Source organism: Amycolatopsis stemonae, assembly GCF_054781455.1.
The window spans coordinates 699466-719874 of the sequence record NZ_BAAGUJ010000001.1; the positions used below are offsets into that span (position 1 = coordinate 699466).

At 71.6% G+C, this 20409-nt stretch carries 21 protein-coding genes; 11 read left to right on the forward strand and 10 right to left on the reverse strand.

Annotated features, from left to right (window positions below; genetic code table 11):
* Positions 1-60: 60 nt before the first annotated feature.
* Positions 61-624, forward strand: coding sequence for a gamma-glutamylcyclotransferase family protein (locus ACYVLJ_RS03480; protein ID WP_460437722.1), 564 nt, complete (start codon positions 61-63; stop codon positions 622-624).
* Here the strand turns inward: ACYVLJ_RS03480 and ACYVLJ_RS03485 are convergent.
* Positions 621-2240 carry an FAD-binding oxidoreductase gene (locus ACYVLJ_RS03485; RefSeq protein ID WP_460437723.1) on the reverse strand — a complete coding sequence of 540 codons (1620 nt, stop codon included), beginning with the start codon at positions 2238-2240 and terminating at the stop codon, positions 621-623. The genes ACYVLJ_RS03480 and ACYVLJ_RS03485 overlap by 4 nt on opposite strands.
* A 97-nt stretch (positions 2241-2337) precedes the next feature.
* Between ACYVLJ_RS03485 and ACYVLJ_RS03490 the strand changes: the two genes are divergently transcribed.
* From ACYVLJ_RS03490 to ACYVLJ_RS03510, 5 genes are read left to right on the forward strand one after another with little or no spacing between them, the layout of a single operon-like run.
* Complete coding sequence (locus tag ACYVLJ_RS03490; RefSeq protein WP_451969852.1) at positions 2338-2901, forward strand: TetR/AcrR family transcriptional regulator; 564 nt, start codon at positions 2338-2340, stop codon at positions 2899-2901.
* Complete coding sequence (locus ACYVLJ_RS03495) at positions 2898-4436, forward strand: glycerol-3-phosphate dehydrogenase/oxidase (protein WP_460437724.1); 1539 nt, start codon at positions 2898-2900, stop codon at positions 4434-4436. Before ACYVLJ_RS03490 ends, ACYVLJ_RS03495 begins: the two co-directional genes overlap by 4 nt.
* 60 nt (positions 4437-4496) lie before the next feature.
* Positions 4497-4766 (forward strand): helix-turn-helix transcriptional regulator, encoded by a 270-nt coding sequence (locus ACYVLJ_RS03500; RefSeq protein ID WP_451968753.1) that lies wholly within the window; start codon positions 4497-4499, stop codon positions 4764-4766.
* A gap of 24 nt (positions 4767-4790) precedes the next feature.
* Entirely contained in the window at positions 4791-5702 is a 912-nt protein-coding gene (locus tag ACYVLJ_RS03505) for an ABC transporter ATP-binding protein (RefSeq protein WP_460437725.1), read from the forward strand.
* Complete coding sequence (locus ACYVLJ_RS03510) at positions 5699-6889, forward strand: ABC transporter permease (protein WP_451968755.1); 1191 nt, start codon at positions 5699-5701, stop codon at positions 6887-6889. Before ACYVLJ_RS03505 ends, ACYVLJ_RS03510 begins: the two co-directional genes overlap by 4 nt.
* A gap of 4 nt (positions 6890-6893) precedes the next feature.
* Here the strand turns inward: ACYVLJ_RS03510 and ACYVLJ_RS03515 are convergent, their stop codons facing one another.
* The 4 genes from ACYVLJ_RS03515 to ACYVLJ_RS03530 all read right to left on the reverse strand — a co-directional run bounded on the left by ACYVLJ_RS03515 (position 6894) and on the right by ACYVLJ_RS03530 (position 11465).
* Positions 6894-8240, reverse strand: a complete 1347-nt coding sequence (locus tag ACYVLJ_RS03515; RefSeq protein ID WP_460437726.1) for a cryptochrome/photolyase family protein — start codon at positions 8238-8240, stop codon at positions 6894-6896.
* A gap of 127 nt (positions 8241-8367) precedes the next feature.
* Positions 8368-9684 carry a citrate synthase gene (locus ACYVLJ_RS03520; RefSeq protein WP_451968757.1) on the reverse strand — a complete coding sequence of 439 codons (1317 nt, stop codon included), beginning with the start codon at positions 9682-9684 and terminating at the stop codon, positions 8368-8370.
* 198 nt (positions 9685-9882) lie between these two features.
* The gene (locus tag ACYVLJ_RS03525) at positions 9883-10824 is read right to left on the reverse strand and encodes a carbohydrate kinase family protein (RefSeq protein WP_460437727.1); all 942 of its coding nucleotides are present in this window, start codon (positions 10822-10824) and stop codon (positions 9883-9885) included.
* 41 nt (positions 10825-10865) lie between these two features.
* Positions 10866-11465, reverse strand: coding sequence for a TetR/AcrR family transcriptional regulator (locus ACYVLJ_RS03530; RefSeq protein WP_451968761.1), 600 nt, complete (start codon positions 11463-11465; stop codon positions 10866-10868).
* A gap of 100 nt (positions 11466-11565) precedes the next feature.
* Between ACYVLJ_RS03530 and ACYVLJ_RS03535 the strand changes: the two genes are divergently transcribed.
* Positions 11566-12702: an acyl-CoA dehydrogenase family protein gene (locus tag ACYVLJ_RS03535; protein WP_460437728.1), complete on the forward strand. Its 1137-nt coding sequence runs from the start codon at positions 11566-11568 to the stop codon at positions 12700-12702.
* 211 nt (positions 12703-12913) lie between these two features.
* Entirely contained in the window at positions 12914-13444 is a 531-nt protein-coding gene (locus ACYVLJ_RS03540) for a Uma2 family endonuclease (protein WP_451968765.1), read from the forward strand.
* Positions 13445-13494: 50 nt separating this feature from the next.
* Here ACYVLJ_RS03540 and ACYVLJ_RS03545 read toward each other — a convergent pair whose 3' ends face one another.
* From ACYVLJ_RS03545 to ACYVLJ_RS03555, 3 genes are read right to left on the reverse strand one after another with little or no spacing between them, the layout of a single operon-like run.
* A complete protein-coding gene (locus ACYVLJ_RS03545) occupies positions 13495-14712 on the reverse strand; it encodes an amidohydrolase (RefSeq protein ID WP_451968766.1) in 1218 nt (405 codons plus the stop codon).
* Between the two features lie 11 nt (positions 14713-14723).
* A complete protein-coding gene (locus ACYVLJ_RS03550; RefSeq protein WP_451968768.1) occupies positions 14724-15224 on the reverse strand; it encodes a GNAT family N-acetyltransferase in 501 nt (166 codons plus the stop codon).
* Positions 15191-16096: an aldose 1-epimerase family protein gene (locus ACYVLJ_RS03555; RefSeq protein ID WP_451968770.1), complete on the reverse strand. Its 906-nt coding sequence runs from the start codon at positions 16094-16096 to the stop codon at positions 15191-15193. The genes ACYVLJ_RS03550 and ACYVLJ_RS03555 overlap by 34 nt, the downstream gene beginning before the upstream one ends.
* Positions 16097-16163: 67 nt before the next feature.
* Here ACYVLJ_RS03555 and ACYVLJ_RS03560 point away from each other — a divergent pair, with 67 nt between their 5' ends.
* Genes ACYVLJ_RS03560 through ACYVLJ_RS03570 form a run of 3 tightly spaced genes read left to right on the forward strand, consistent with a single transcriptional unit; the run spans position 16164 to position 18441 of the window.
* The gene (locus tag ACYVLJ_RS03560) at positions 16164-16742 is read left to right on the forward strand and encodes a TetR/AcrR family transcriptional regulator (protein WP_460437729.1); all 579 of its coding nucleotides are present in this window, start codon (positions 16164-16166) and stop codon (positions 16740-16742) included.
* Positions 16742-17620, forward strand: a complete 879-nt coding sequence (locus ACYVLJ_RS03565) for an MBL fold metallo-hydrolase (RefSeq protein WP_460437730.1) — start codon at positions 16742-16744, stop codon at positions 17618-17620. The genes ACYVLJ_RS03560 and ACYVLJ_RS03565 overlap by 1 nt, the downstream gene beginning before the upstream one ends.
* Positions 17617-18441: an MBL fold metallo-hydrolase gene (locus ACYVLJ_RS03570; RefSeq protein WP_460437731.1), complete on the forward strand. Its 825-nt coding sequence runs from the start codon at positions 17617-17619 to the stop codon at positions 18439-18441. Before ACYVLJ_RS03565 ends, ACYVLJ_RS03570 begins: the two co-directional genes overlap by 4 nt.
* A 3-nt stretch (positions 18442-18444) precedes the next feature.
* On the opposite strand, the gene ACYVLJ_RS03575 is transcribed toward ACYVLJ_RS03570, so the two are convergent.
* Together ACYVLJ_RS03575 and ACYVLJ_RS03580 are read right to left on the reverse strand one after the other, a co-directional pair.
* Positions 18445-18999: a DUF3558 family protein gene (locus tag ACYVLJ_RS03575; RefSeq protein WP_460437732.1), complete on the reverse strand. Its 555-nt coding sequence runs from the start codon at positions 18997-18999 to the stop codon at positions 18445-18447.
* Between the two features lie 24 nt (positions 19000-19023).
* Positions 19024-20289, reverse strand: coding sequence for an MFS transporter (locus ACYVLJ_RS03580; RefSeq protein ID WP_451969853.1), 1266 nt, complete (start codon positions 20287-20289; stop codon positions 19024-19026).
* Between the last annotated feature and the right edge of the window lie 120 nt (positions 20290-20409).

The window sequence follows — 20409 nt, forward strand, 5'->3', positions numbered from 1 at the left end:
TTCGCCGACGCGGACTACCCGGCCGACCCCTATCCGGGGACCCGGCCGGGCTACTCCTTCGTGCACGAAAACGGCGTCGGCCGGCCGCTGGACACCGCGCCGGACGGCTGGCGCGACAGGCAGGCCGTGCTCGCCTACGGCTCCAACGCGAACCCGTCGAAGATCAGCTGGATGCGTGCCGAACTGGGCCTCGAAGGCCCGGTCGTGGTGGCGCACGCCCGCTGCGACGGCCTCGCCGCGGTGTGGGCGGGCGGCCTGCGCTACCGCGACGGCCAGCGCCCGGCGACGCTCACCGCGCTGCCGGGCGTCGAGGAGCACGCCGTCTGGTTCGTGACGCCGGACCAGCTCGCCGTGCTGGACGTCTGCGAAGGCCGCGGCAACCGCTACCACCTGGTCCGGCTCACCGAGCCGCGCATCACGCTCGAAGACGGCAGCCCGGTGACGGACGTGCTGGCCTACATCGGCGCGGTGCCGATCCGCTACCCGCTGCTGGTCGACGGCAAGCCGGTCCGCACGGCCGACGTCCCGCAGGCGCAGGCCGTCGAGCTCCGGGGCGAGCCCGCCGGCGGCCCCGGCGTGGCGTGCGAGGTCGTCGAGCCGCCGGACGGGCGCACCTTTCCCTAGATCAGCTTGCCGGGGTTGAGGATCCCGGTCGGGTCGACCGCGTTCTTCGCCGCGCGCAGCACGTCGACGCCCAGCGCGCCGATCTCCGCCTTCAGGTAGGGCGCGTGGTCGACGCCGACGGCGTGGTGGTGCGAAATCGTGCCCAGGCCGGCGATCGCCTCGCACGCCGCCGCCTTCGCGCGCTGCCACTGGCCGACCGGGTCGGCCTCGTCGCGGGCCGTCAGCACCGTGAAGTACAGCGACGCGCCCGTCTCGTACGCGTGCGAAATGTGGCACATGACGATCGCGCGCCCCAAGGACGCCGTGAGCGCCGCGCGGACGTCGTCCCGCAGCTCGTCCACATTGGACCAATAGGCGGCGGTCTCCAGGGTTTCGACGCAGACCCCGTGGTCCATCAGGGCATCCCGCTGACGGGGCCCGGCGAACCGCCCGTGCCGCCACGACTCACCGAGCGCCTTGCCGACGCGCACCGCGCCCAGCGCCTTGAGCCGCCGGGCCGTCCGGCTGCGCCGGATCGCGACGTCGTCGGCGGTGCCCTCCCAGCCGACGATCAGGAAGCACGGGTGCGGCACCCCGCGCGCGGCCAGGTACCGGCGCAGCGCCGTCGTCTTCAGGCCGGCGTTCAACGCCAGCGAAACCTCGGTCTCGTCCACATCGGACAGCCGGGTCACGTCGGCGAGCGCGTGGTGCTGCGCGAGGTCGCGGACGGCTTCGCGGCCCGCTTCCCACCCCGGCAGCGCGTAGCCCTCGTACCGCTTGACCGGCGGTGCCGGCCGCACCCGCAGCGACACCTCGGTGATGACGCCGAGGGTCCCTTCGCTGCCGACCGCGAGCTGCCGCAGGTCCGGCCCGGCGGCGGACGCCGGCGCGATCCCGAGCTTCCACTCGCCGCGCGGGGTGGCCAGCCGCACGCCCTTGACCATGTCCTCGAAGCGGCCGTAGCCCGACGACGCCTGCCCGGCCGAGCGCGTCGCCGCGAAGCCGCCGATCGTGGCGCGCTCGAACGACTGCGGGATGTGCCCGAGGGTCAGGCCGTGCTCGCCGAGAAGCCGCTCGGCCTCGGGACCGCGGACACCCGCCTGCAGGACGGCGATGCGCGACTCCGCGTCGACCGACACCAGGGCGTCGAGCCGGGCGAGGTCGAGGGCGATGACCGCTGTCTTCTCCCCGCTGAGCGCGGCGACGCCGCCGACCACCGACGTGCCGCCACCGAAGGGCACGACGCCGACGTCGTGCCGGACGCAGACGTCGAGCACGGCCTGGACCTCGTCCGGGTCGGCCGGCAGCACGACCGCGTCGGGCACCGGGAAGCCCACCTCGGGCGACCGGCGGCGCAGCAGGTCGAGGTACGACAGCCCGGTCGCGCGCGCGAGCCGCTCGGCGTTCTCCACCAGCACGTTCTCCGCGCCGACGACCTCCGACAGCGCCGTGACAGCAGATCCGGCCAGTTTCGGTGACGGTATTTCCACCGGCATTTCGCCCGCGGGGGCAGCACCGGGGGCGATCGGACCGATACGCTGGCCGAGCCACTTGGCGGCCCGGACGGGCAGCCGGGCTGCGTCGGCGGCTTCCGGGGTCCAGGACCCTCGAAGGCGGTGGTCAATGAGCGCGTTCACCGATACAGTGTGACACATGGACGTGAAACGTCACACCACCCAGACCGCGGGTTCCTCCGCGCTCGCGGACACCCGCAACCGCCAGACGGCGACGCGCGTGGCCGATGACGTGCTGCTCGACGCCGCGCGCTCGTGCGTGCTGGCCGTCGGTGTGCGCCGCACCACACTCGCCGAGATCGCCCGCACCGCCCGGGTCAGCCGGATGACGGTCTACCGTCGCTTCCCGGACGTCCGCAGCGTGCTCGCCGCCCTGATGACCCGCGAGTTCAGCGGGCTCCTGCGCACGGCGAGCGAGCGCGGCGCCGACGCCGCGAACAGCCGCGAGCGGCTCGTGCTCATCGCGTCAGCCGGCGTCCGCGCGCTGGCGGCCGACCCGCTGTTCCGCACGCTGCTCGACGTCGACCCCGAGCTCGTCCTCCCGTACATCGTGGAGCGGCTCGGCGCGACCCAGAAGTTCGCCGAACAGGCCCTGCACCAGCTGCTGGAAGCCGGTCACCGCGACGGTTCGATCCGGCGCGCGCCCGTCGCGGCGCAGTCCCGGTCGGTGCTGCTGGTGGTCCAGTCGTTCGCGTTCTCACTGCGGCCGGCCACGGTGGACGTCGGCGAGGCGGCACTGCTGGCGGAGTTCACGCACGTGCTCGACGCGGCGCTGAAGCCATGACGTCCGGCTCGCTCAACGCGCGGCGCCGCGAACGCGAGCTCGCGGAGCTGGCGTCGGGCGAGCGCGTCGACGTCGCGGTGGTCGGCGGCGGTGTGACCGGCACGGGCATCGCCCTGGACGCGGCTTCGCGCGGGCTGTCGGTGGCACTTGTCGAGGCGCACGACCTCGCGTTCGGGACATCACGCTGGTCGTCGAAGCTCGTGCACGGCGGCCTGCGGTACCTGGCGCACGGCGAGCTCGGCCTGGCCCATGAAAGCGCTGTCGAGCGCGGCATCCTCATGACGCGCACGGCACCGCACCTGACCCGCGCGATGCCGCAGCTGTTCCCGTTGTACCCCAGCACTTCCCGGGCCCAGCAGGCGCTCGTGGCGGCCGGCCTCCGCGCGGGCGACGGCCTCCGCCGGGCGGCGCGCACGCCGTCGTCGGTGCTGCCGCGGCCGCGTTCGGTCCCGGCCGCGGAAGCGCTTGCCCTGGCTCCCGGGCTCGCCGTGCCCGGTCTGCGCGGCGCGTTGCTGGCCTACGACGGCGCGTTGGTCGACGACGCCCGGCTGGTGGTTTCCCTGGCGCGCACGGCGGCGTCGTTCGGCGCCCGGATCCTGACCCGCCTGTCCGCGTCGTCGCTTTCGGCGGACCGGGTCCGGGTCCGCGACGGCCTTTCGGGCGACTCGTTCGACATCCACGCCCGCCAGGTGATCAACGCGGCGGGCGTCTGGGCGGGCACCCTCACGGGGTCGGTCCGGCTGCGGCCGTCGCTGGGGTCGCACCTGGTGCTGGCGCCGGGGACGGTCCCGATGGGCACGACGTCGGTGAACATCCCCGTGCCGGGCGAGACCAACCGGTTCGTCTTCCTGCTCCCCCAGCCGGACGGCCGCGTCTACCTGGGACTCACCGACGAGCCGGTGCCGGGCTCGATCCCCGACGTGCCTTCGGTGCCCGAGTCCGATGTGGACTTCCTGCTGTCGCTGGCCTCTTCGGTTCTTTCGCGGCCCTTGACGCGAGACGACGTCGCCGGCTCGTACGCGGGCCTGCGGCCGTTGGTCGAGGGCGGCGGCCGGTCGGCGGACCTGTCGCGCAAGCACGCGGTCCTGGCCGGATCGGACGGGCTCTTGACCGTGGTCGGCGGGAAGCTCACGACGTACCGACGGATGGCGGAGGACGCGGTCGACGCCGCCGTCCGGCTGGCCGGGCTTTCGGCTTCGCCGTGCCGGACGTCCCGGTTGCCCCTGCTGGGCGCGGCTTCCCGGCCGAGTCTGTCCCTTGTGGACGCCGCACCGCGGCTGGTCGCGCGCTACGGAACGGAAGCGCCGCGCGTGGCGGCGTTGGGCGAGCTGGACGAGGAGTTCGCCGCGCCGGTCTTCCCCGGGACGGAGATCACCGCGGCCGAGGTCGTGTGGGCGGTCCGGAACGAGGGCGCCCTGGACGTCGCGGACGTGCTGGAGCGCCGGACCCGGCTGGCCTTGGTCCCGGCCGACGCCGAGGCCGCGAGGCCACGCGTCGCGGAGCTTGTCGACAAGTCGCTCGCCGGGCTCGCCTGAACCGGACCTTGACGTTCTCTTGAGTTGACGTCCCATTGGGTTTTTGCAACAGTACGTTTCATGAGTCCGGTCAGACGCGGCAAAGAGCTGCCGATCTACAACCGGCTGGCCGTGCTTCGCGCCGAGCGCGGGTTGAGCAGGGCCGCGCTCGCGAGCGCCGTCGAGGTCAACCCGCAGACCATCGGCGCGCTCGAGCGGGGAGACCACTATCCGAGCCTGGACCTGGCGTTCCGGATCTGCGCGGTGTTCGACCTGCCGGTCGAAGCGGTGTTCAGCCGCGAGCCGTTCACACCGCTGTCCACCCAGGTCTACCGCGAGGGGGGAGCATGACCGGGCACGAGGAGGGGATGGGGAATGCCTGAGGGGACCCTGGAGATCGACGCGATCTCCAAGCGCTACGGCACGAAGGTCGCGCTGGACGGCGTCTCGTTCGACGTCCGCGCCGGGGAGCTGTTCGGGTTCGTCGGCAGCAACGGCGCCGGCAAGACGACCACGATGCGGATCGCGCTGGGGGTGCTCGCCGCCGACGGCGGGGAAGTCCGCTTCGACGGCCGCCCGGTCACCCACGAGACCCGGACGCACATCGGCTACATGCCGGAGGAGCGCGGGCTCTACCCGAAGATGAAGGTGCTCGACCAGCTCGTCTACCTGGCGGAGCTGCACGGCCTGAGCACGAACGAAGCCCACCGCAACGCCGAGCTCTGGATCGCCCGGCTCGGGCTGGCCGAGCGCCGCAAGGACGAGGTCCAGAAGCTCAGCCTCGGCAACCAGCAACGCGTCCAGCTGGCCGCCGCGCTGGTGCACGACCCGGCCGTGCTGGTGCTCGACGAGCCGTTCTCCGGCCTGGACCCGCTCGCCGTCGACGTCATGAGCGCGGTGCTGCGCGAGAAGGCGGCGGCCGGGGTGCCGGTCGTGTTCTCCAGCCACCAGCTCGACCTCGTCGAGCGGCTGTGCGACCGCGTCGGGATCATCCGCGCCGGCCGGATGGTCGCCGTCGGCACGGTCGCCGAGCTGACCGCGGGGGCGAGCAGCAAGCTCGTCGTGACCGCGCCGGCCGCGCCCGAAGGCTGGGCCGCCGGGCTGCCCGGCGTGCGCGTCGTCGAAAACCACGGTCCCACCACCGTGCTCGACCTCGAACCCAGCGCCGACGACCAGGCCGTGCTCGCCGCGGCCCTGGCGACCGGACCGGTCACCGAGTTCAGCCGCCGTCGCCGGTCGCTGACCGAGCTGTTCCGCGACGCGGTGTCCGACAAGGGGGAACGATGAAGAAGCTGAGTGGCCGCCGGGCCGTCTGGCTCGTGCTGAAGCGCGAGCTCAACACCCGGCTGCGGACGCGTTCGTTCGTGATCGGCACCGCGGTGCTGCTCGTGCTGCTGCTGGGGTACGTCGGCTTCCAGACGGCGCTGGCCGGGTCGGCGGAGAAGAACACCGTCGGCCTGACCGGGCAGGCGACCGGCATCGCGCGGCAGCTGCAGGTCGCGGCGGCCCAGTCCGGGCGGCAGGTCGAGACGGTCACCGTCACCGACCCGGCCGAGGGTCGCCGGCAGGTCGAGAACGGCGACCTCGACGCGCTCGTCTCGGGCAGCGCGGCGAAGCTGACCGCCACCTACAAGTCCTCTTTGGACGACCAGCTGCGCCGGGTGCTCGACCAGGTCGCGCAGCAGCAGGTGCTCGACGGCGTGCTGTCGTCCGCGCAGCTCGAGCCGGCCGACGTGATGGCGCAGGTCGACGGCACGCACGTGCAGGACGACCCGATCTCGCCGGAACCCGCCGACCACACGCAACGGCTGGTCGTCGGGCTGATCGTGGCGTTCCTGCTCTACCTCAGCATCATCACCTACGGGATGATGGTCGCCCAGGGCGTCGTCGAGGAGAAGTCGAGCCGGGTCGTGGAGATCCTGCTCGCCAGCGTGCGGCCGTGGCAGCTGTTGCTGGGCAAGGTGATCGGGCTCGGCCTGGTCGGCCTGACGCAGCTGGTGATCCTCGGCGCGGCCGGGCTGGTCGCGGCGTCGGTCACCGGCGTGTTCACCCTGTCCGGCTTCGCCACCGGGACGCTGCTGTGGGGCCTGCTCTGGTACCTGCTCGGTTTCCTGTTGTACGCCACGATCTACGGCGCGCTCGGCTCGCTGGTCTCGCGGCAGGAGGACACGCAGTCCGTGGTCTCGCCGCTCAACATCATCCTCGTCGTCGGGTTCATCGCCGGGATCAACTTGCTGCTGCAGGACCCGTCGGGCACCGGGACCAAGGTGCTCTCGCTGATCCCGCTGCTGTCGCCGATCCTGATGCCGGCCCGGATCTCGACCGGCGCGGCGGCCGGCTGGGAGATCGGGTTGTCGCTCGGCCTGACCGTCGCGCTGGTCGCGGCCCTGACCTGGCTGGGCGGCAGGATCTACGGCAACAGCGTGCTGCGCATCGGCAGCCGCATCAAGCTGTCGGAGGCCCTGCGCGGCTGACCACTCACGACGTGATCGCGCCGTACCGCTCCAGGGACACCTGGCGCTCGTGGGCGTGGTCGACCATGGGCTCCGGGTAGTCCTCGGGGCGGTCCTTCAGCTTGTGGACCGCCTTGCCCTGGACCGGCCGCAGCTCCGGCACGTACTTCCGGACGTAGTCGCCGTTCGGGTCGAACTTCTCCCCCTGCGTCGTGGGGTTGAAGATCCGGAAGTACGGCGCGGCGTCGGTGCCGCAGCCCGCGACCCACTGCCAGTTCAGCTGGTTGGACGCCAGGTCGCCGTCCACCAGGTGCTTCATGAAGTGCCGCGCGCCCCACCACCACGGCAGGTGCAGGTCCTTCACCAGGAAGCTCGCGACGACCATCCGCACCCGGTTGTGCATCCAGCCCTCGGCGAGCAGCTGCCGCATCCCGGCGTCGACGACCGGGTAGCCGGTCTTGCCCGCGCACCACCGCTCGAAGGCGTCGTGGTCGTTGTCGTGCTTCATCTTGTCGAAGCGCGAGTCGTAGTTCTCGCGTGCGGTTTCCGGGCGGTTGAACAGGACGTCGGCGTGGAATTCGCGCCAGCAGATCTCGCTGCGCAGGGATTTCGCGCCGACGCGGTCGTCGCCTTCCAGGTCGGCCAGGAGCGTCCGCGGGTGGACGCAGCCCCAGCGCAGATACGGCGAAAGCCGGGTCGTGCCTTCGCGGTCCGGCCGGTCGCGATCCTCGTCGTAGGTTTCGATGCCGTCGTCGAGGAAGGCGTGCCAGACGTCCAGCGCGGCCTGCTCGCCCGGCTCGGGCAGCGTCGCCGGAACCTTGGGCGGCTTGGGGATCTTCAGCGACCGCGGTGGCTCCACCCAGTCCACAAGGGACGGTCCGGTGTCGGCGGGCCCGCGCCAGCCGTGCGCGGTCCAGGCGCGGTGGAACGGCGTGAAGACGCGGTACGGGTCGCCGTCCGGCTTGGTGACGCGGCCGGGCGTGATCGCGTACGGCGAGCCGGTCTCGACCCAGTCGATGTTGTGCTCCGCCAGCGCCTTCGCCACGGAAGCGTCCCGTCGACGGCCATACGGCCCGGTGTCCGCGCTGACGTGCACCGCCGCGGCACCGATCTTCTTCGCCGCCTTCACGACCTCGGCCGCCGGTTCGCCGCGCACGAGCATCAGCCGGCCGCCGAGCTGCTCGTCGAGCTTCTCCAGGCACCCGTAGAGGAACGCCTCCCGCGGCGCGCCACCTGGCTTCAGCAGCGCCTCGTCGAGGACGTACAACGCGAGGACGTGCTTGCTGTGCTTCGACGCTTCGAGCAGCGCGGCGTGGTCACCCAGCCGCAGGTCGCGGCGGAACCACAGGACGACGGGTGCTTCTTTGGTCACGCGGCCCAACGATAAGCGCCCCGCCGTGCGGGTGCACGGCGGGGCGCTGTTTCAGCCGAGGCTCCGCCTCGGGCCGGGGGCTTCGCCACCCGGAACCCCCGAAAAAGCCCCTGCCGGGGTGAAAAACTCAGCGGTCCGACATAGGGATGTAGTCCCGCGAGTCGTAGCCGGTGTAGATCTGCCGCGGGCGGCCGATCTTGGTGGCCGGGTCCTGGATCATCTCGCGCCAGTGCGCGATCCAGCCCGGGAGCCGGCCGAGCGCGAACAGCACCGTGAAGAACTTCGTCGGGAAGCCCAGCGCCCGGTAGATCAGGCCGGTGTAGAAGTCCACGTTCGGGTACAGCTTGCGCTCGACGAAGTAGTCGTCGGAAAGGGCCGTCTCTTCGAGCTTCTTGGCGATGTCGAGCAGCTGGTCGCCGCCCTTCAGCTTGCCGAGGATCTCGTCGGCGGTGTTCTTGATGATCTTCGCGCGCGGGTCGTAGTTCTTGTAGACCCGGTGCCCGAAGCCCATCAGCTTCACGCCCTTTTCCTTGTTCTTCACGCGCTCGACGAACTTGGCGACGTCGCCGCCGTCCGCCTGGATGCCCTCGAGCATGTCGAGGACCGCCGCGTTCGCGCCGCCGTGCAGCGGGCCGAACAGCGCGTTGATGCCCGCGGAAATCGAGGCGAACAGGTTCGCCTCGGACGAGCCCACCAGGCGCACCGTCGACGTCGAGCAGTTCTGCTCGTGGTCGGCGTGCAGGATGAACAGCAGGTCGAGCGCCTTCGCGATGTCCGGGTCGACCTCGTACGGCTCGGCCGGGAAGCCGAACGTCATCCGCAGGAAGTTCTCGACCAGGCCGAGCGAGTTGTCCGGGTACAGCAGCGGCTGGCCGACGGACTTCTTGTAGGCGTAGGCGGCCAGGGTCGGGACCTTGGCGAGCAGCCGGATGGTGGACAGCTCCACGTTCGGCTCGTCGAACGGGTCGAGCGAGTCCTGGTAGAAGGTCGACAGCGCCGACACCGCGCTGGACAGGACCGGCATCGGGTGCGCGTCACGCGGGAAGCCGCTGAAGAACGCCTTCAGGTCCTCGTGCAGCAGCGTGTGGCGCTGGATCTTTTCGGTGAAGTCGGCCAGCTGGGCCTCGGTGGGCAGCTCGCCGTAGATCAGGAGGTAGGACACCTCGACGAAGGTCGACTTCTCGGCCAGCTGCTCGATCGGGTAGCCGCGGTACCGGAGGATCCCGGCGTCACCGTCGATGTAGGCGATGGCGGACGACGCGGCGCCGGTGTTGACGAACCCGGGGTCGTAGGTGATGTACCCCGTCTGCGCCAGCAGCTTCCCCAGTTCGATCCCGGGCGCGCCCTCGACCGGGTGGACGATCTTGAACTCGTGCTCGCCACTCGGCAGGGTCAGCTTCGCGGTTTCGCCGCCGGACTGCCCCGCAGTCGTCGCGTCGGACATGCAAGTCCCTCTCACGTTTCGGCACGGGCCGGCGGCGCCTGCGGGTTCCACAGGTAGCCAAGTGTTCACGCGAGGAAACACTGGCGCCTCGCTGCACACCGCCCCGCTGGGGTATGAAGAATGCCCCTCAACGTTAGTCGAGAAACGTGTGTTCGCGCAGCGGTGGCGTTGCTCCTGGGGGCCCCTTTGGGACCAGGTTCACACGGTGGACGCCATGTCGGCCGACGTGGGCGGCTCGGCCCCGCTGCGCGACACGGTGATCGACGCCGCTTTCGCCGCGTACTCCAGCGCCTCGAGCCACGCGCCGGCGTCGAGGGACGCCAGGTCGGCGGCCTCGTGCGTGTGCAGCCAGGCCAGCAGCGCGCCCTGGACGGTGTCGCCCGCGCCGATCGTGTCGACCACCGTCACCTTCCGCGACGGCACGTGGGCCAGCTCACCCGCGGCGGTGATCACGGCGATCCCGTCGGCGCCCCGGGTGAGCACCACGGCGTCCACACCGGACTCGACCCACGTCTTCGCGGCGGCGACCGGGTCGGCGCCGCCGGTGAGCCAGGCGGCGTCGTCGTCGGAGATCTTGAGCAGCCGGACGTCCGGCAGCCAGGAGGCGAACCGGGCGCGGTAGGCGGCCGGGTCGGTGATGAGCGCCTCGCGGATGTTGGGGTCGAGGACGGTCAGCACGCCGCGGGCGGCCTCGCGCCGCAGCATCGCCTCGTACGCCGACGCGCCGGGCTCGAGGACCATGCCGAGGGTGCCGAGTGAGAGCGCGGTCACGTTCTCCGGCAGCGGTCCCGGGTCCGCGACCAGCCGGTCGGCCGTGCCCTCGACGTAGAACGTGTAGTGCGCGGCGCCCTTCGCGTCGAGGGCGACGACGGCGAGCGTCGTCGGCTCGTCCCCGCGCTGCAGCAGCGCCGTGCCGACGGCCGAGGCGTGCAGGCGCTCGACCATCGCTTCGCCGAAGCGGTCGGTGGAGACGCGGGAAAGGAAGGCCGTCGGCACGCCGAGCCGCCCGGCCGCCAGGGCGACGTTGTACGGCCCGCCGCCCAGGCGCGGCAGCAGCGCGCGCAGCCCACCGTCCACAGTGGAATCCAGGGGGTCGCCGGGAACCAGGTCGACCAGTGCTTCTCCGCCTACGACGATCACGCGGGGAGTTTAGTGGAGTTCAGGCTGACAATTCCTGTCCGCTATTTGTCGAGCCCGCCGAGCAGCAGTTCACCCAGTGCGGTGAACGCTTCGGCGTCGGACACCTCGGCCCGCTGCCCGAGCACCCCGGTCTGGATGCCTTCGATGATCAGCCCGGTCATCTCGGCGACGAGCCGGGCGTGGACGTCGCGGAAGACGCCCTCGGCCACGCCCCGGTCGATGAACTGCCGGAGCCGGTTCGCGGCGAACCGGCTGTTGACCTGGTACGCCTCGCGGGCCGGGCCGAACTCGGCGAGGTCGCGCATGAACGACGGGGAAGCCCGGTTCAGGTGTTCGGCGACGCCGGCCAGGTACTCGCCGATCAGCTTGCGGGCGTCGTCGATCCCGGCGATCCGCTCTTCGATCCGCTCCGCGGCCCCGCGGAAGAACCGGGTGACGACCTTGACGGCGAGTTGCTCCTTGCTCGGCGCGAGCGCGTAGAGCGTCGACTTCGAGCAGCGCAGGCGGGCGGCGAGGTCGTCCAGGGTGAACTCGGCGAAGCCCTCGGCGAGGAAGAGCTCTTCGAGCTCGGAGAGCAGCGCGCGCTGGCGAGCGGTCAGCCGGCGGCTGCTTCCGAGGGCGAGGGCCTCGCGGGGGGACATCGGCTCACTATCTCCTACGCAGTCGGTCCGCCCCAGTCCGCTCTATAGTACTCTAGTTGAGCCTAGAGTACTGTTTTCAGTACCGTCATGGAGGACGACGATGCCCGCGGAACGCCTGCTGCCGGATTCGGCCGCCGAGGACCTGATCGCGCTGACGAGGGAGATCGCCCGTGACGAGCTCGCGCCCCGCGCGGCGGCGGCCGAAGAGGCCGAGCAGTTCCCGCGCGAGCAGTTCCGCCTGCTCGGCAAGTCCGGCCTGCTGGGGCTGCCGTACGCGGAGCGCTGGGGCGGCGGCGAGGTGCCGTACGAGGTCTACCTGCAGGTCCTGGAGGAGATCGCGACGGCGTGGATGACGGTCGGCGTCGGCCTGTCGGTGCACACGATGTCCTGCTACGGCCTGGCCGAATGGGGCACGGACACCCAGCGCGACGAGTGGCTCCCGGACATGCTCGAAGGCTCGCTCCTGGGCGCGTACGCCCTGTCGGAGACGAACGCGGGTTCGGACGCGGCCGCGTTGTCGACCCGCGCGCGGCTCGACGGCACCGACTACGTCGTCAACGGCACGAAGGCGTGGATCACGCACGCGGGCGTGGCGGACTTCTACACGACGATGGTGCGCACCGGCCCGGACGAGATTTCGTGCCTGCTGGTCGACTCGTCGACACCCGGCCTCTCGGCGGCGCCGCGCGAGCGCAAGATGGGCCTGACGGGCTCGCCGACGGCCCAGATGATCTTCGACGGCGCCCGCGTCCCGGCATCGCGGCTGCTGGGTTCCGCCGGCGACGGCCTGCGCATCGCCCTGTCGTCACTGAGCTCCGGCCGCCTCGGCATCGCGGCGTGCGCGGTGGGCCTGGCGCAGGCGGCACTGGACGAAGCCGTGACGTACGCGAAGGGCCGCTCGCAGTTCGGCCGTCCGATCATCGACTTCCAGGGGGTGGAATTCCTCCTGGCCGACATGGCGGCGGTGGTGGAGTCGTCCCGCGCCTGCTACCTGGAGGCGGCGCGCCGCCGCGACCGCGGGCTGCCGTTCCAGCGCCAGGCCTCGATCGCCAAGCTGGTGGCCACGGACGGCGCGATGAAGGTGACGACGGACGCGGTCCAGGTCCTCGGCGGCGCCGGGTACACGCGGGACTTCCCGGTGGAGCGGTACATGCGCGAGGCGAAGGTGCCGCAGATCTTCGAAGGCACGAACCAGATCCAGCGGCTGGTCATCGCGCGGGAGCTGAAGAAGGCCTGACCGAGCGGCTCCTGTCACACGTACCCGGCAACGTGAGGAGAACCTGCGGCCGCCCTTCCCAGCCGGGCCGTACTGGACGCCTCGGCGGTCACCGGCACCTTCACCACCGACGTCCCGTTCCCGGTCAAGATCGGCCTGGACGCCCTGCTCGACTGAGCCGACCTGGTCGAGCGAACGCTGTCCCGCCCGCGGGACGGATAGCGTTCTGCGCATGCCCGACCAGCTGTTGTCCCTCGAGGAGTACCGAGCGCTCGGGGAAACCGACCGCGGCTTCACCGAACTGGTCGAAGGCCGCGTGGTGCCCTCGCCCGGCGGCGGGCGGGCGCACAACCTGGCCGCGTGCCGGCTGGCCGGGCAGCTGGAACGGCAGCTGCCGCGCGGGCTCGCGTTCGTCCTCGGCAGCGACCTGGACCTCGGCTTGGCGCCGCCCGGTGAGCCCGGCTTCTCCCGCCGCCCGGACCTGCTGGTCTTCGACCGGGCCGCGCGGGCCGACCCGATCCGCGCCGAGGAGGTGGCGGTGGTCGTCGAGATCGCGACCTCGGGCTCCCGGCGCACCGACTACCGCGTGAAGCACGACGAGTACGCCGACGCCGGGATCCCCCACTACTGGATCGTCGACCTCCGTGAGCCGGTCGCGCTGGTCGCCTGCCGGGGCTACCGGGACGCCCCGGCCGTCACCGGCACCTTCGCGACCCGTGAACCGTTCCCCGTCGAGCTCGACCTGGACGCGCTGCTCTCGTGAAAACGGACGGCACGCCGGAACCGCCCGGTAACCGGCGTGCCGCCCGAAACTCAGCGGGCTTCGCGGTAGCGGCGGTCCTTGGACACGCCCTCGCCCAGGGACTCGTCGAAGTGGTACACCTCGTCGCCGCGGACGAAGACGCGCAGCGCGCGGTTCATCACGTCGAGGGGGTCGCCGGACCACAGCACGACGTCCGCGTCCAAGCCCGGCTTCAGCGAGCCGATCTGCTCGTCCAGGCCCAGCATCGACGCCGGGTTGATCGTCAGCGACCGCAGCGCCGTCACCGGGTCGAGGCCGTCTTTCACCGCCAGGGCCGCCTGGTACACCAGGAAGTTGATCGGGATCACCGGGTGGTCCGTCGTGATCGCGATCCGGACCCCGGCGCGGGCCAGGATGCCCGCCGAGCGCAGCGTGCGGTTGCGCAGCTCCACCTTGGACTTCGTGGTGAACAGCGGGCCCAGGATCACCGGGACGTCCCGCTCGGCCAGCAGGTCCGCGATCAGGTGGCCCTCGGTGCCGTGGTTGATCACGAGCTTGTAGCCGAACTCGTCGGCCAGCCGCAGCGCCGTGACGATGTCGTCGGCGCGGTGGACGTGCTGGTCCCAGTACAGCTCGCCGTCGAGGACCTTCGAGAGCGTCTCGAGCGTCAGGTCGACCTCGTGCGGCTTGCCTTCGGACTCCGCGTGCGCGCGCTTCGCCTGGTAGTTGCGGGCCTTGGTGAAGGCCTCGCGCAGGATCGCGGCGACGCCCAGCCGCGTCGACGGCGTCTGCTTCTTGTCGCCGTACACGCGCTTCGGGTTCTCGCCGAGCGCGCTCTTCACGCTGACCTGCTCCGCGAAGACCATGTCGAGGATGCTGCGGCCCCAGGTCTTGACGCCGATCGTCTGGCCGCCGATCGGGTTGCCCGACCCCGGCTTGATGACGACGCTGGTGACGCCGCCGGCCAGCGCGTCGTCGAAGCCCGGCTCGTAGGGGTCGATGCCGTCGATCGCGCGGAAGCGGGCGCCGTTCGGGTCGGTCATCTCGTTGGTGTCGTTGCCGGCCCACCCCTCGCCGTCCTCGTGGACGCCGAGGTGCGCGTGGGCGTCGATGAAGCCGGGCAGCACCCAGGTGCCGGCCGCGTCGACCAGTTCGGCATCCTCCGGGATGTCGACGTCGGCCTCGGTACCGACCGCGACGATCTTCCCGTCGTCGATCAGGACCGTGCCGCCTTCGATGGGGTCACCGTCGATGGGGAGGACATAGCCCCCGACAATTGCCTTCGCCATAGTTCGCCACGCTAACGAACTGGCGCCGGGCCCTCCACACGGGCCTTCTCCAAGTGCACCAGTTCGTGGTTGTTCTCGGGCGTCCGGTGCGTCTCGCGGTAGCCGTGCTTGGCGTACAGGCGCAGCGGCCCCACGCTCTTCGCGCCCGTGAACAGCCGGAACACCGTCACGGACGGCGGGGCCGACGACTCCGCGAACCGCAGCAGCCCGCCGCCCAGTCCGAAACCCTGGCGGTCCGGCGCCACCACCAGCCGGCCGATCGTGCCGACCGGCCCCGTCACCGTCAGCCGCACCGAGGCGACCAGGCGGCCCGACTCCCGGATGCCCCACGACAGGCACGACGACAGCGCCGCCTGGGTCTCCTCGAGGGTTTCCAGCAGCGGGGGCAGGTCCCAGTCGTCGTGCGCGCGGGCCTCCGTGACGTACGCGGCGCGTTGCAGCGTCAGCACTTCGCCCGCGTCGGCGACGTCCAGGCGGTTCACCGGACGCGGATGCCCCAGCTGCCCGACCACGACGCCGCCGGCTCCAGGTCGATCAGGTCCGTGCCCGTGTTGAGCGCGTCGGCCGGGCAGGTCATCGGCTCGATCGCCACCGCGCGACCGCGGCCGACCAGGTCGTCCGGCGTGAACACCTGGGCCCAGCGGAAGTCCGGGCCGGTCCACACGACGAGCTGCTTCTCGCCGTGGGCCAGGACGAAGTGGTGCGTGCCGTCGTCGGCCGTCGACAACGCGCCGAACGCCGTGTCCAGGTCGACGCCCGCCAGTACCCGGCCGCCGCGGAAGTCGTACTCCGTGCCCTCGACGTCCTGCTCCTCTGCGTACGGCATCTGCTGGTCGCCGACGTACGGCCGGACGCGGCTCGCGGGCAGCGTCAGGGTCAGCTCGTCGGTCGGGACGTCGCCGACGCGGAAGTACGGGTGCGTGCCGACGCCGACGCCGATCGGCTGCTCGCCTTCGTTGCGGATCTCGTGGGTGATGGTCAGCTCGCGCGGCGCGACCTCGTAGGTCACCGTCGCCCGCAGCGGCACCGGCCAGCCCGGCTGCACCTCGACGTCGACGGCCAGGGTGATCGACGACTCGGCGTGCTCCAGCAGCTCCCATTCGAGGTGGCGGGTCAGGCCGTGGATGGCGTTGCCGCGCGCCTCCTCGGTGATCTCGAGTTGCTGCTCCTCGCCCTGGAACGTCCACTTGCCGGCCTTGGTCCGGTTCGGCCAGGGCAGCAGCACCTGCCCGGCGCCCTTCGGCGGCTTCGCGTCTTCGGGGAACTCCTCGACGTACGGCACTCCGCCGACTTCGAACGCGCGCAGCCCGGCACCGATTTCGGTGACGACGGCGCGTGCGTTGCCGCGGGTGATCTCGAACTGCTGACCGGTCGGGTTGCCCATGCGGACGACCTTACCGAGCATCGAACTCACTAGACCGGTCGTCATAGTTTGAGTTACAGTCGGCGCCATGGTCCGTCGCACCGACACGCGGCAGCGGATGCTCGACACCGCCGCCGACCTGTTCCAGACCCAGGGCTACCACGCCACCGGCCTCACCCAGCTGACGACGGCCGGGGGTGCGCCGAAGGGTTCGCTCTACTTCCACTTCCCCGGCGGCAAGGAACAGCTCGCCGCCGAAGCCGTCCGGCTTTCCGGCGAACGCACCGGAGCCGTGCTCGAAGCCGTCCTGCGCGACGCGCCCGATGCCGCGACGGCCGTCGACCGCGCGGTCGACGCACTGGCGGGTTTCCTGACCGGGTCGGACTTCCAGCGCGGCTGTCCACTCGCGACGGTCGCGCTCGACGCCGCCGCGGAGAGCGTGCCGATCCGGGAAGCCTGCGCCGACGGCTATTCGTCGTGGCACGGAATCCTGCGGGACTACCTTGCCGGGCAGGGTCTTACCGCCGGACGCGCCGACGAGCTGGCGACCGTCGTGCTCGCCGCCATCGAAGGCGGGCTGCTGCTGGCCCGCACCCGCCGGGACGTCGCGCCGCTGCGCGCCGTCGCCGCCCACCTGCACGCCACCCTCGACCGGGAGCTGTCCTGATGCGCGTCCACCACCTGAACTGCGGCACCATGCGCCCGCTCGGCGGCAAGCTGGTCGACGGCCGGCCGGGCCTGCTCCGGCGCGCCACCATGGTGTGCCACTGCCTGCTGCTCGAGACGGACACCGGGCTCGTGCTCGTCGAGACGGGCATGGGCACGCCCGCCGCCGTCGACCGGAACGCCTGGCTGGGCGCGGGTTTCGTCCGCCGGTCGAACCCGGTCGAAGATCCCGCGGAGACCGCGATCGCGCAGATCCGCGCGCTCGGCTTCGACCCGGCCGACGTCCGCGACATCGTGCTGACCCACCTCGACCTCGACCACGCGGGCGGGCTCATCGACTTCCCGTGGGCGCGCGTGCACGTCTACGCCGAAGAGCTGCGGGCGTTCACCGAGCCGCGCGACGCGGCGGAACGCGGGCGCTACCGCCGGATCCAGTTCGCCCATGGTCCACAGTGGACGTCCTATGCGGACACCGGCGAGCCGTGGTTCGGGTTCGGCGCCGTCCGGCAGCTCGACGGGCTGCCCCCGGAGATCCTGCTGGTCCCGCTCTCCGGGCACACGCGCGGGCACGCGGGCGTCGCCGTCGACACCGGGAGCGGCTGGCTGCTCAACGCCGGCGACTCGTACTTCTTCCACGGGCAGGTCGACGCCGAGCCGCACTGCCCGCCGGGCCTGAAGTGGTTCGAGGGCCGGATGGAGACGGTGAAGGGCGCGCGACTGGACAATCACCGCCGCCTGCGCCAGCTTGTTCAGGAGCACGGCGACGAGGTCACCGTGTTCGCCGCGCACGACGAGACCGACTTCCTCCGGCTGAGCACAGGTGACAACCGGGGGCTTCGCCACCCGGGCCCCGGAAAAACGAGCAGGAGCAGGGTATGAAGGTGCACCACCTGAACTGCGGATCGATGCGGCCGGCGGGCGGCAAGCTGCTCGACGGCGAGCCCGGCCTGCTGCGCCGCGCCGAACTGGTCGCGCACTGCCTGCTGGTCGAGACGGGCGACAGCCTCGTGCTGGTCGACACCGGGTTCGGCACCCAGGCCGTGGCGCGTCCCGGCGAGTGGCTGGGCCGCCCGTTCATGGCGCTGGTCGGCGCGCGGCTCGCGCAGGCCGAGACGGCCGTCGCGCAGATCCGCGCGCTCGGCCTCGACCCGGCCGACGTCCGGCACATCGTGATGACGCACCTCGACGTCGACCACGCGGGCGGGCTGGCCGACTTCCCGAACGCCGTCGTGCACGTCCGGTCGGAAGAACACCGCGCGGCGACGTCGCCGGCGAACGCGGCCGAGAAGAACCGCTACCGCGCGGCCCAGTTCGCGCACCAGCCGTTGTGGAGCGCGTACGACGAGCTGGGCGAGCCCTGGTTCGGCTTCGAGGCGGTCCGCTCGCTCAAGGGCCTGCCGCCGGAGATCCTGCTGGTCCCGCTCACGGGCCACACGCGCGGGCACACGGGCGTCGCGGTCGACACCGGCGACGGCTGGCTCCTGCACGCGGGTGACGCGTACTTCTTCCACGGCCAGCTCGACCCGGTGAGCCCGCACTGCCCGCCGGGCATGACGGCGTTCCAGAACCTCGTCCAGACAGACCGCAAGGCCCGGCTGGCGAACCTCGAGCGGCTCCACGAACTGGCCCGGGAGCACCAGAACGAAGTCAGGGTGTTCTCGGCGCACAGCCCGGTCGAGCTGGCCGCCCTGCGGCGGTGAGCGTCAGCTCGCTTCGAGAGCCTTCTTGAGCAGCGGCGCCATCTGGTCGGCGGTCATCTTCGCCGGGCCGGTGTAGTTGACCAGCACCGGCGTCCCGGACACCAGCTCCGCGGAAGCGAGCGTCGCCGTCTTCTGCTCCTCGGTGTAGAAGACGGCGCCGTTCGGGAAGCCCTGGATGTCCTGCGCGCCCGGCTTGCCCTTCTTGATCGAGGCCACCATCTCCTGCGGCTTGCCCTGGCGGCCCTCGTAGCGGGTCACGGCCAGCGCGCCGGCCGCTTTGCCGTCGAGCTGGTACTCGCAGCTGCGGGACTTGCCGCCGTTGGCCGAGGTGTCGCGGGACGGGCCCGGGACCGCCTTGAGGTTGTCGAGGAACAGGGCCTTCGAGACGGCGTCCGCCGGCAGCAGCACGCACGGGTCGAGGTCGGCGGCCGCCGCGGGCTTCGCGCTCGTGCTCGGCTTGGGCGCGGACGACGACGTCGGCGTCTTCGCCGGTTCGGCACCCGAAGAGCAAGCGGTCAAAGCGGCGGAAGCGACCAAAACGACGGCGAGGGTACGCATGCCCGGCACCGTACTCCGAACGGCCTAAGCGGTCGGCGCCCGGTACCGCCAGAACGCCGGGAGCAGGAACATCGACGCGCACACCGAGACGATCACGAGCAGCCCGCCGACGGTCGCGGCGGCCTCGGTGCCGAACGCGGCGGCGCCCCAGCCGTGGACGAGGTCGGCGATCCGCGGGCCGCCGGCGACCACGACGGTGAACACGCCCTGGAGCCGTCCGCGCATCTCGTCGGTGGTCGCGACCTGCAGGATCGCCATCCGGTAGACCGCACTGACCATGTCCGCCGCGCCGGCCGCGGCCATGAAGAGGACGGCGAGCCACAGCGAGTGCGCGAGCCCGAACGCCGCCACGGCCGCGCCCCACGCGCAGATCGAGACGACGACCGCGACACCCTGGCGGTGGATGCGCGTCAGCCAGCCGGAGAAGAGCCCGATCAGCATCGCGCCCGCGGGCAGCGCGGCGTAGAGCCAGCCGAGCGCGGGGCCGCCGCCGGGCGGGTCGCCGAACGTGCGTTCGGCCATCTCCGGGATCAGCGCCCGCGGCATGCCGAAGACCATCGCGATGATGTCGGCGACGAACGACGCGAGCAGCACCTTCTTCGTCGCGAGGTACTTGAAGCCGTCGATGACGTCGCTGAGGCCGGCGCGCCGCGACGGGCCGTTGAGCGGCGGGATCGCCGGCAGCCGCCAGACCGCGATCAGCGTGATCGTGAGGGCGACGACGTCGATCAGGTAGAGCGTCGAGAGGCCGAGGACCGGGATGAGCGCGCCGGCGAGCAGCGGCCCGAAGACCGCGCCGAACGTCGACATCGTCGAGCTCAGGGCATTGGCCGAAGGCAGCAGCTCGGGCGGCACGAGCCGGGCGACGACGGCGCCGCGCGTCGGCATGTTGATCGCGAAGAGCGCCTGGTTGACGGCCAGCAGGCCAAGGACGAGCCACACCGAGCCGAAGTTCAGGAACGCCTGCAGCCACAGCAGCGCGGAGGTGATCGCGACGAGCACGTTGGTGACGACGAGCAGCTTGCGCCGGTCGACGGCGTCGGCGACGGCCCCGCCCCAGAGCCCGAAGATCAGCAGCGGCACGAGCGCGACGAGCCCGGTGAGGCCGACGTAGGCGGAGGACCCGGTGAGGTCGAAGACCTGCTTCGGCACGGCGACGGCGGTCAGCTGGGTCCCGACCGCGGTGACCACAGTGGACAGCCAGAGCCGCCGGAACGCGGGGATCTTCAACGGCCGGGTGTCGACGATGATGCGGCCGAGGAGCTTGCGAACGCCCGAGCGGGGCGGCAAGGTCTCCGGTTCGGAAGTCACAACCGTCGAGCTTAGCTCGGCTAACTATCGCCGGTCGCGTGATTTTCGTCGCCTGCGAACGTGGCCCCCGCCGAAGCGGAGGCCACGTTCGAGAAAGCG

Excerpts from the sequence above, each read along its gene's own strand:
- ACYVLJ_RS03495 (WP_460437724.1), top strand. The coding sequence starts at position 2,898 with ATGACGTCCGGCTCGCTCAACGCGCGGCGCCGCGAACGCGAGCTCGCG.
- ACYVLJ_RS03500 (WP_451968753.1), top strand. The coding sequence starts at position 4,497 with ATGAGTCCGGTCAGACGCGGCAAAGAGCTGCCGATCTACAACCGGCTG.
- ACYVLJ_RS03505 (WP_460437725.1), top strand. The coding sequence starts at position 4,791 with ATGCCTGAGGGGACCCTGGAGATCGACGCGATCTCCAAGCGCTACGGC.
- ACYVLJ_RS03510 (WP_451968755.1), top strand. The coding sequence starts at position 5,699 with ATGAAGAAGCTGAGTGGCCGCCGGGCCGTCTGGCTCGTGCTGAAGCGC.
- ACYVLJ_RS03520 (WP_451968757.1), bottom strand. The coding sequence starts at position 9,684 with ATGTCCGACGCGACGACTGCGGGGCAGTCCGGCGGCGAAACCGCGAAG.
- ACYVLJ_RS03530 (WP_451968761.1), bottom strand. The coding sequence starts at position 11,465 with ATGTCCCCCCGCGAGGCCCTCGCCCTCGGAAGCAGCCGCCGGCTGACC.
- ACYVLJ_RS03535 (WP_460437728.1), top strand. The coding sequence starts at position 11,566 with ATGCCCGCGGAACGCCTGCTGCCGGATTCGGCCGCCGAGGACCTGATC.
- ACYVLJ_RS03540 (WP_451968765.1), top strand. The coding sequence starts at position 12,914 with ATGCCCGACCAGCTGTTGTCCCTCGAGGAGTACCGAGCGCTCGGGGAA.
- ACYVLJ_RS03545 (WP_451968766.1), bottom strand. The coding sequence starts at position 14,712 with ATGGCGAAGGCAATTGTCGGGGGCTATGTCCTCCCCATCGACGGTGAC.
- ACYVLJ_RS03555 (WP_451968770.1), bottom strand. The coding sequence starts at position 16,096 with ATGGGCAACCCGACCGGTCAGCAGTTCGAGATCACCCGCGGCAACGCA.
- ACYVLJ_RS03560 (WP_460437729.1), top strand. The coding sequence starts at position 16,164 with ATGGTCCGTCGCACCGACACGCGGCAGCGGATGCTCGACACCGCCGCC.
- ACYVLJ_RS03565 (WP_460437730.1), top strand. The coding sequence starts at position 16,742 with ATGCGCGTCCACCACCTGAACTGCGGCACCATGCGCCCGCTCGGCGGC.
- ACYVLJ_RS03570 (WP_460437731.1), top strand. The coding sequence starts at position 17,617 with ATGAAGGTGCACCACCTGAACTGCGGATCGATGCGGCCGGCGGGCGGC.
- ACYVLJ_RS03575 (WP_460437732.1), bottom strand. The coding sequence starts at position 18,999 with ATGCGTACCCTCGCCGTCGTTTTGGTCGCTTCCGCCGCTTTGACCGCT.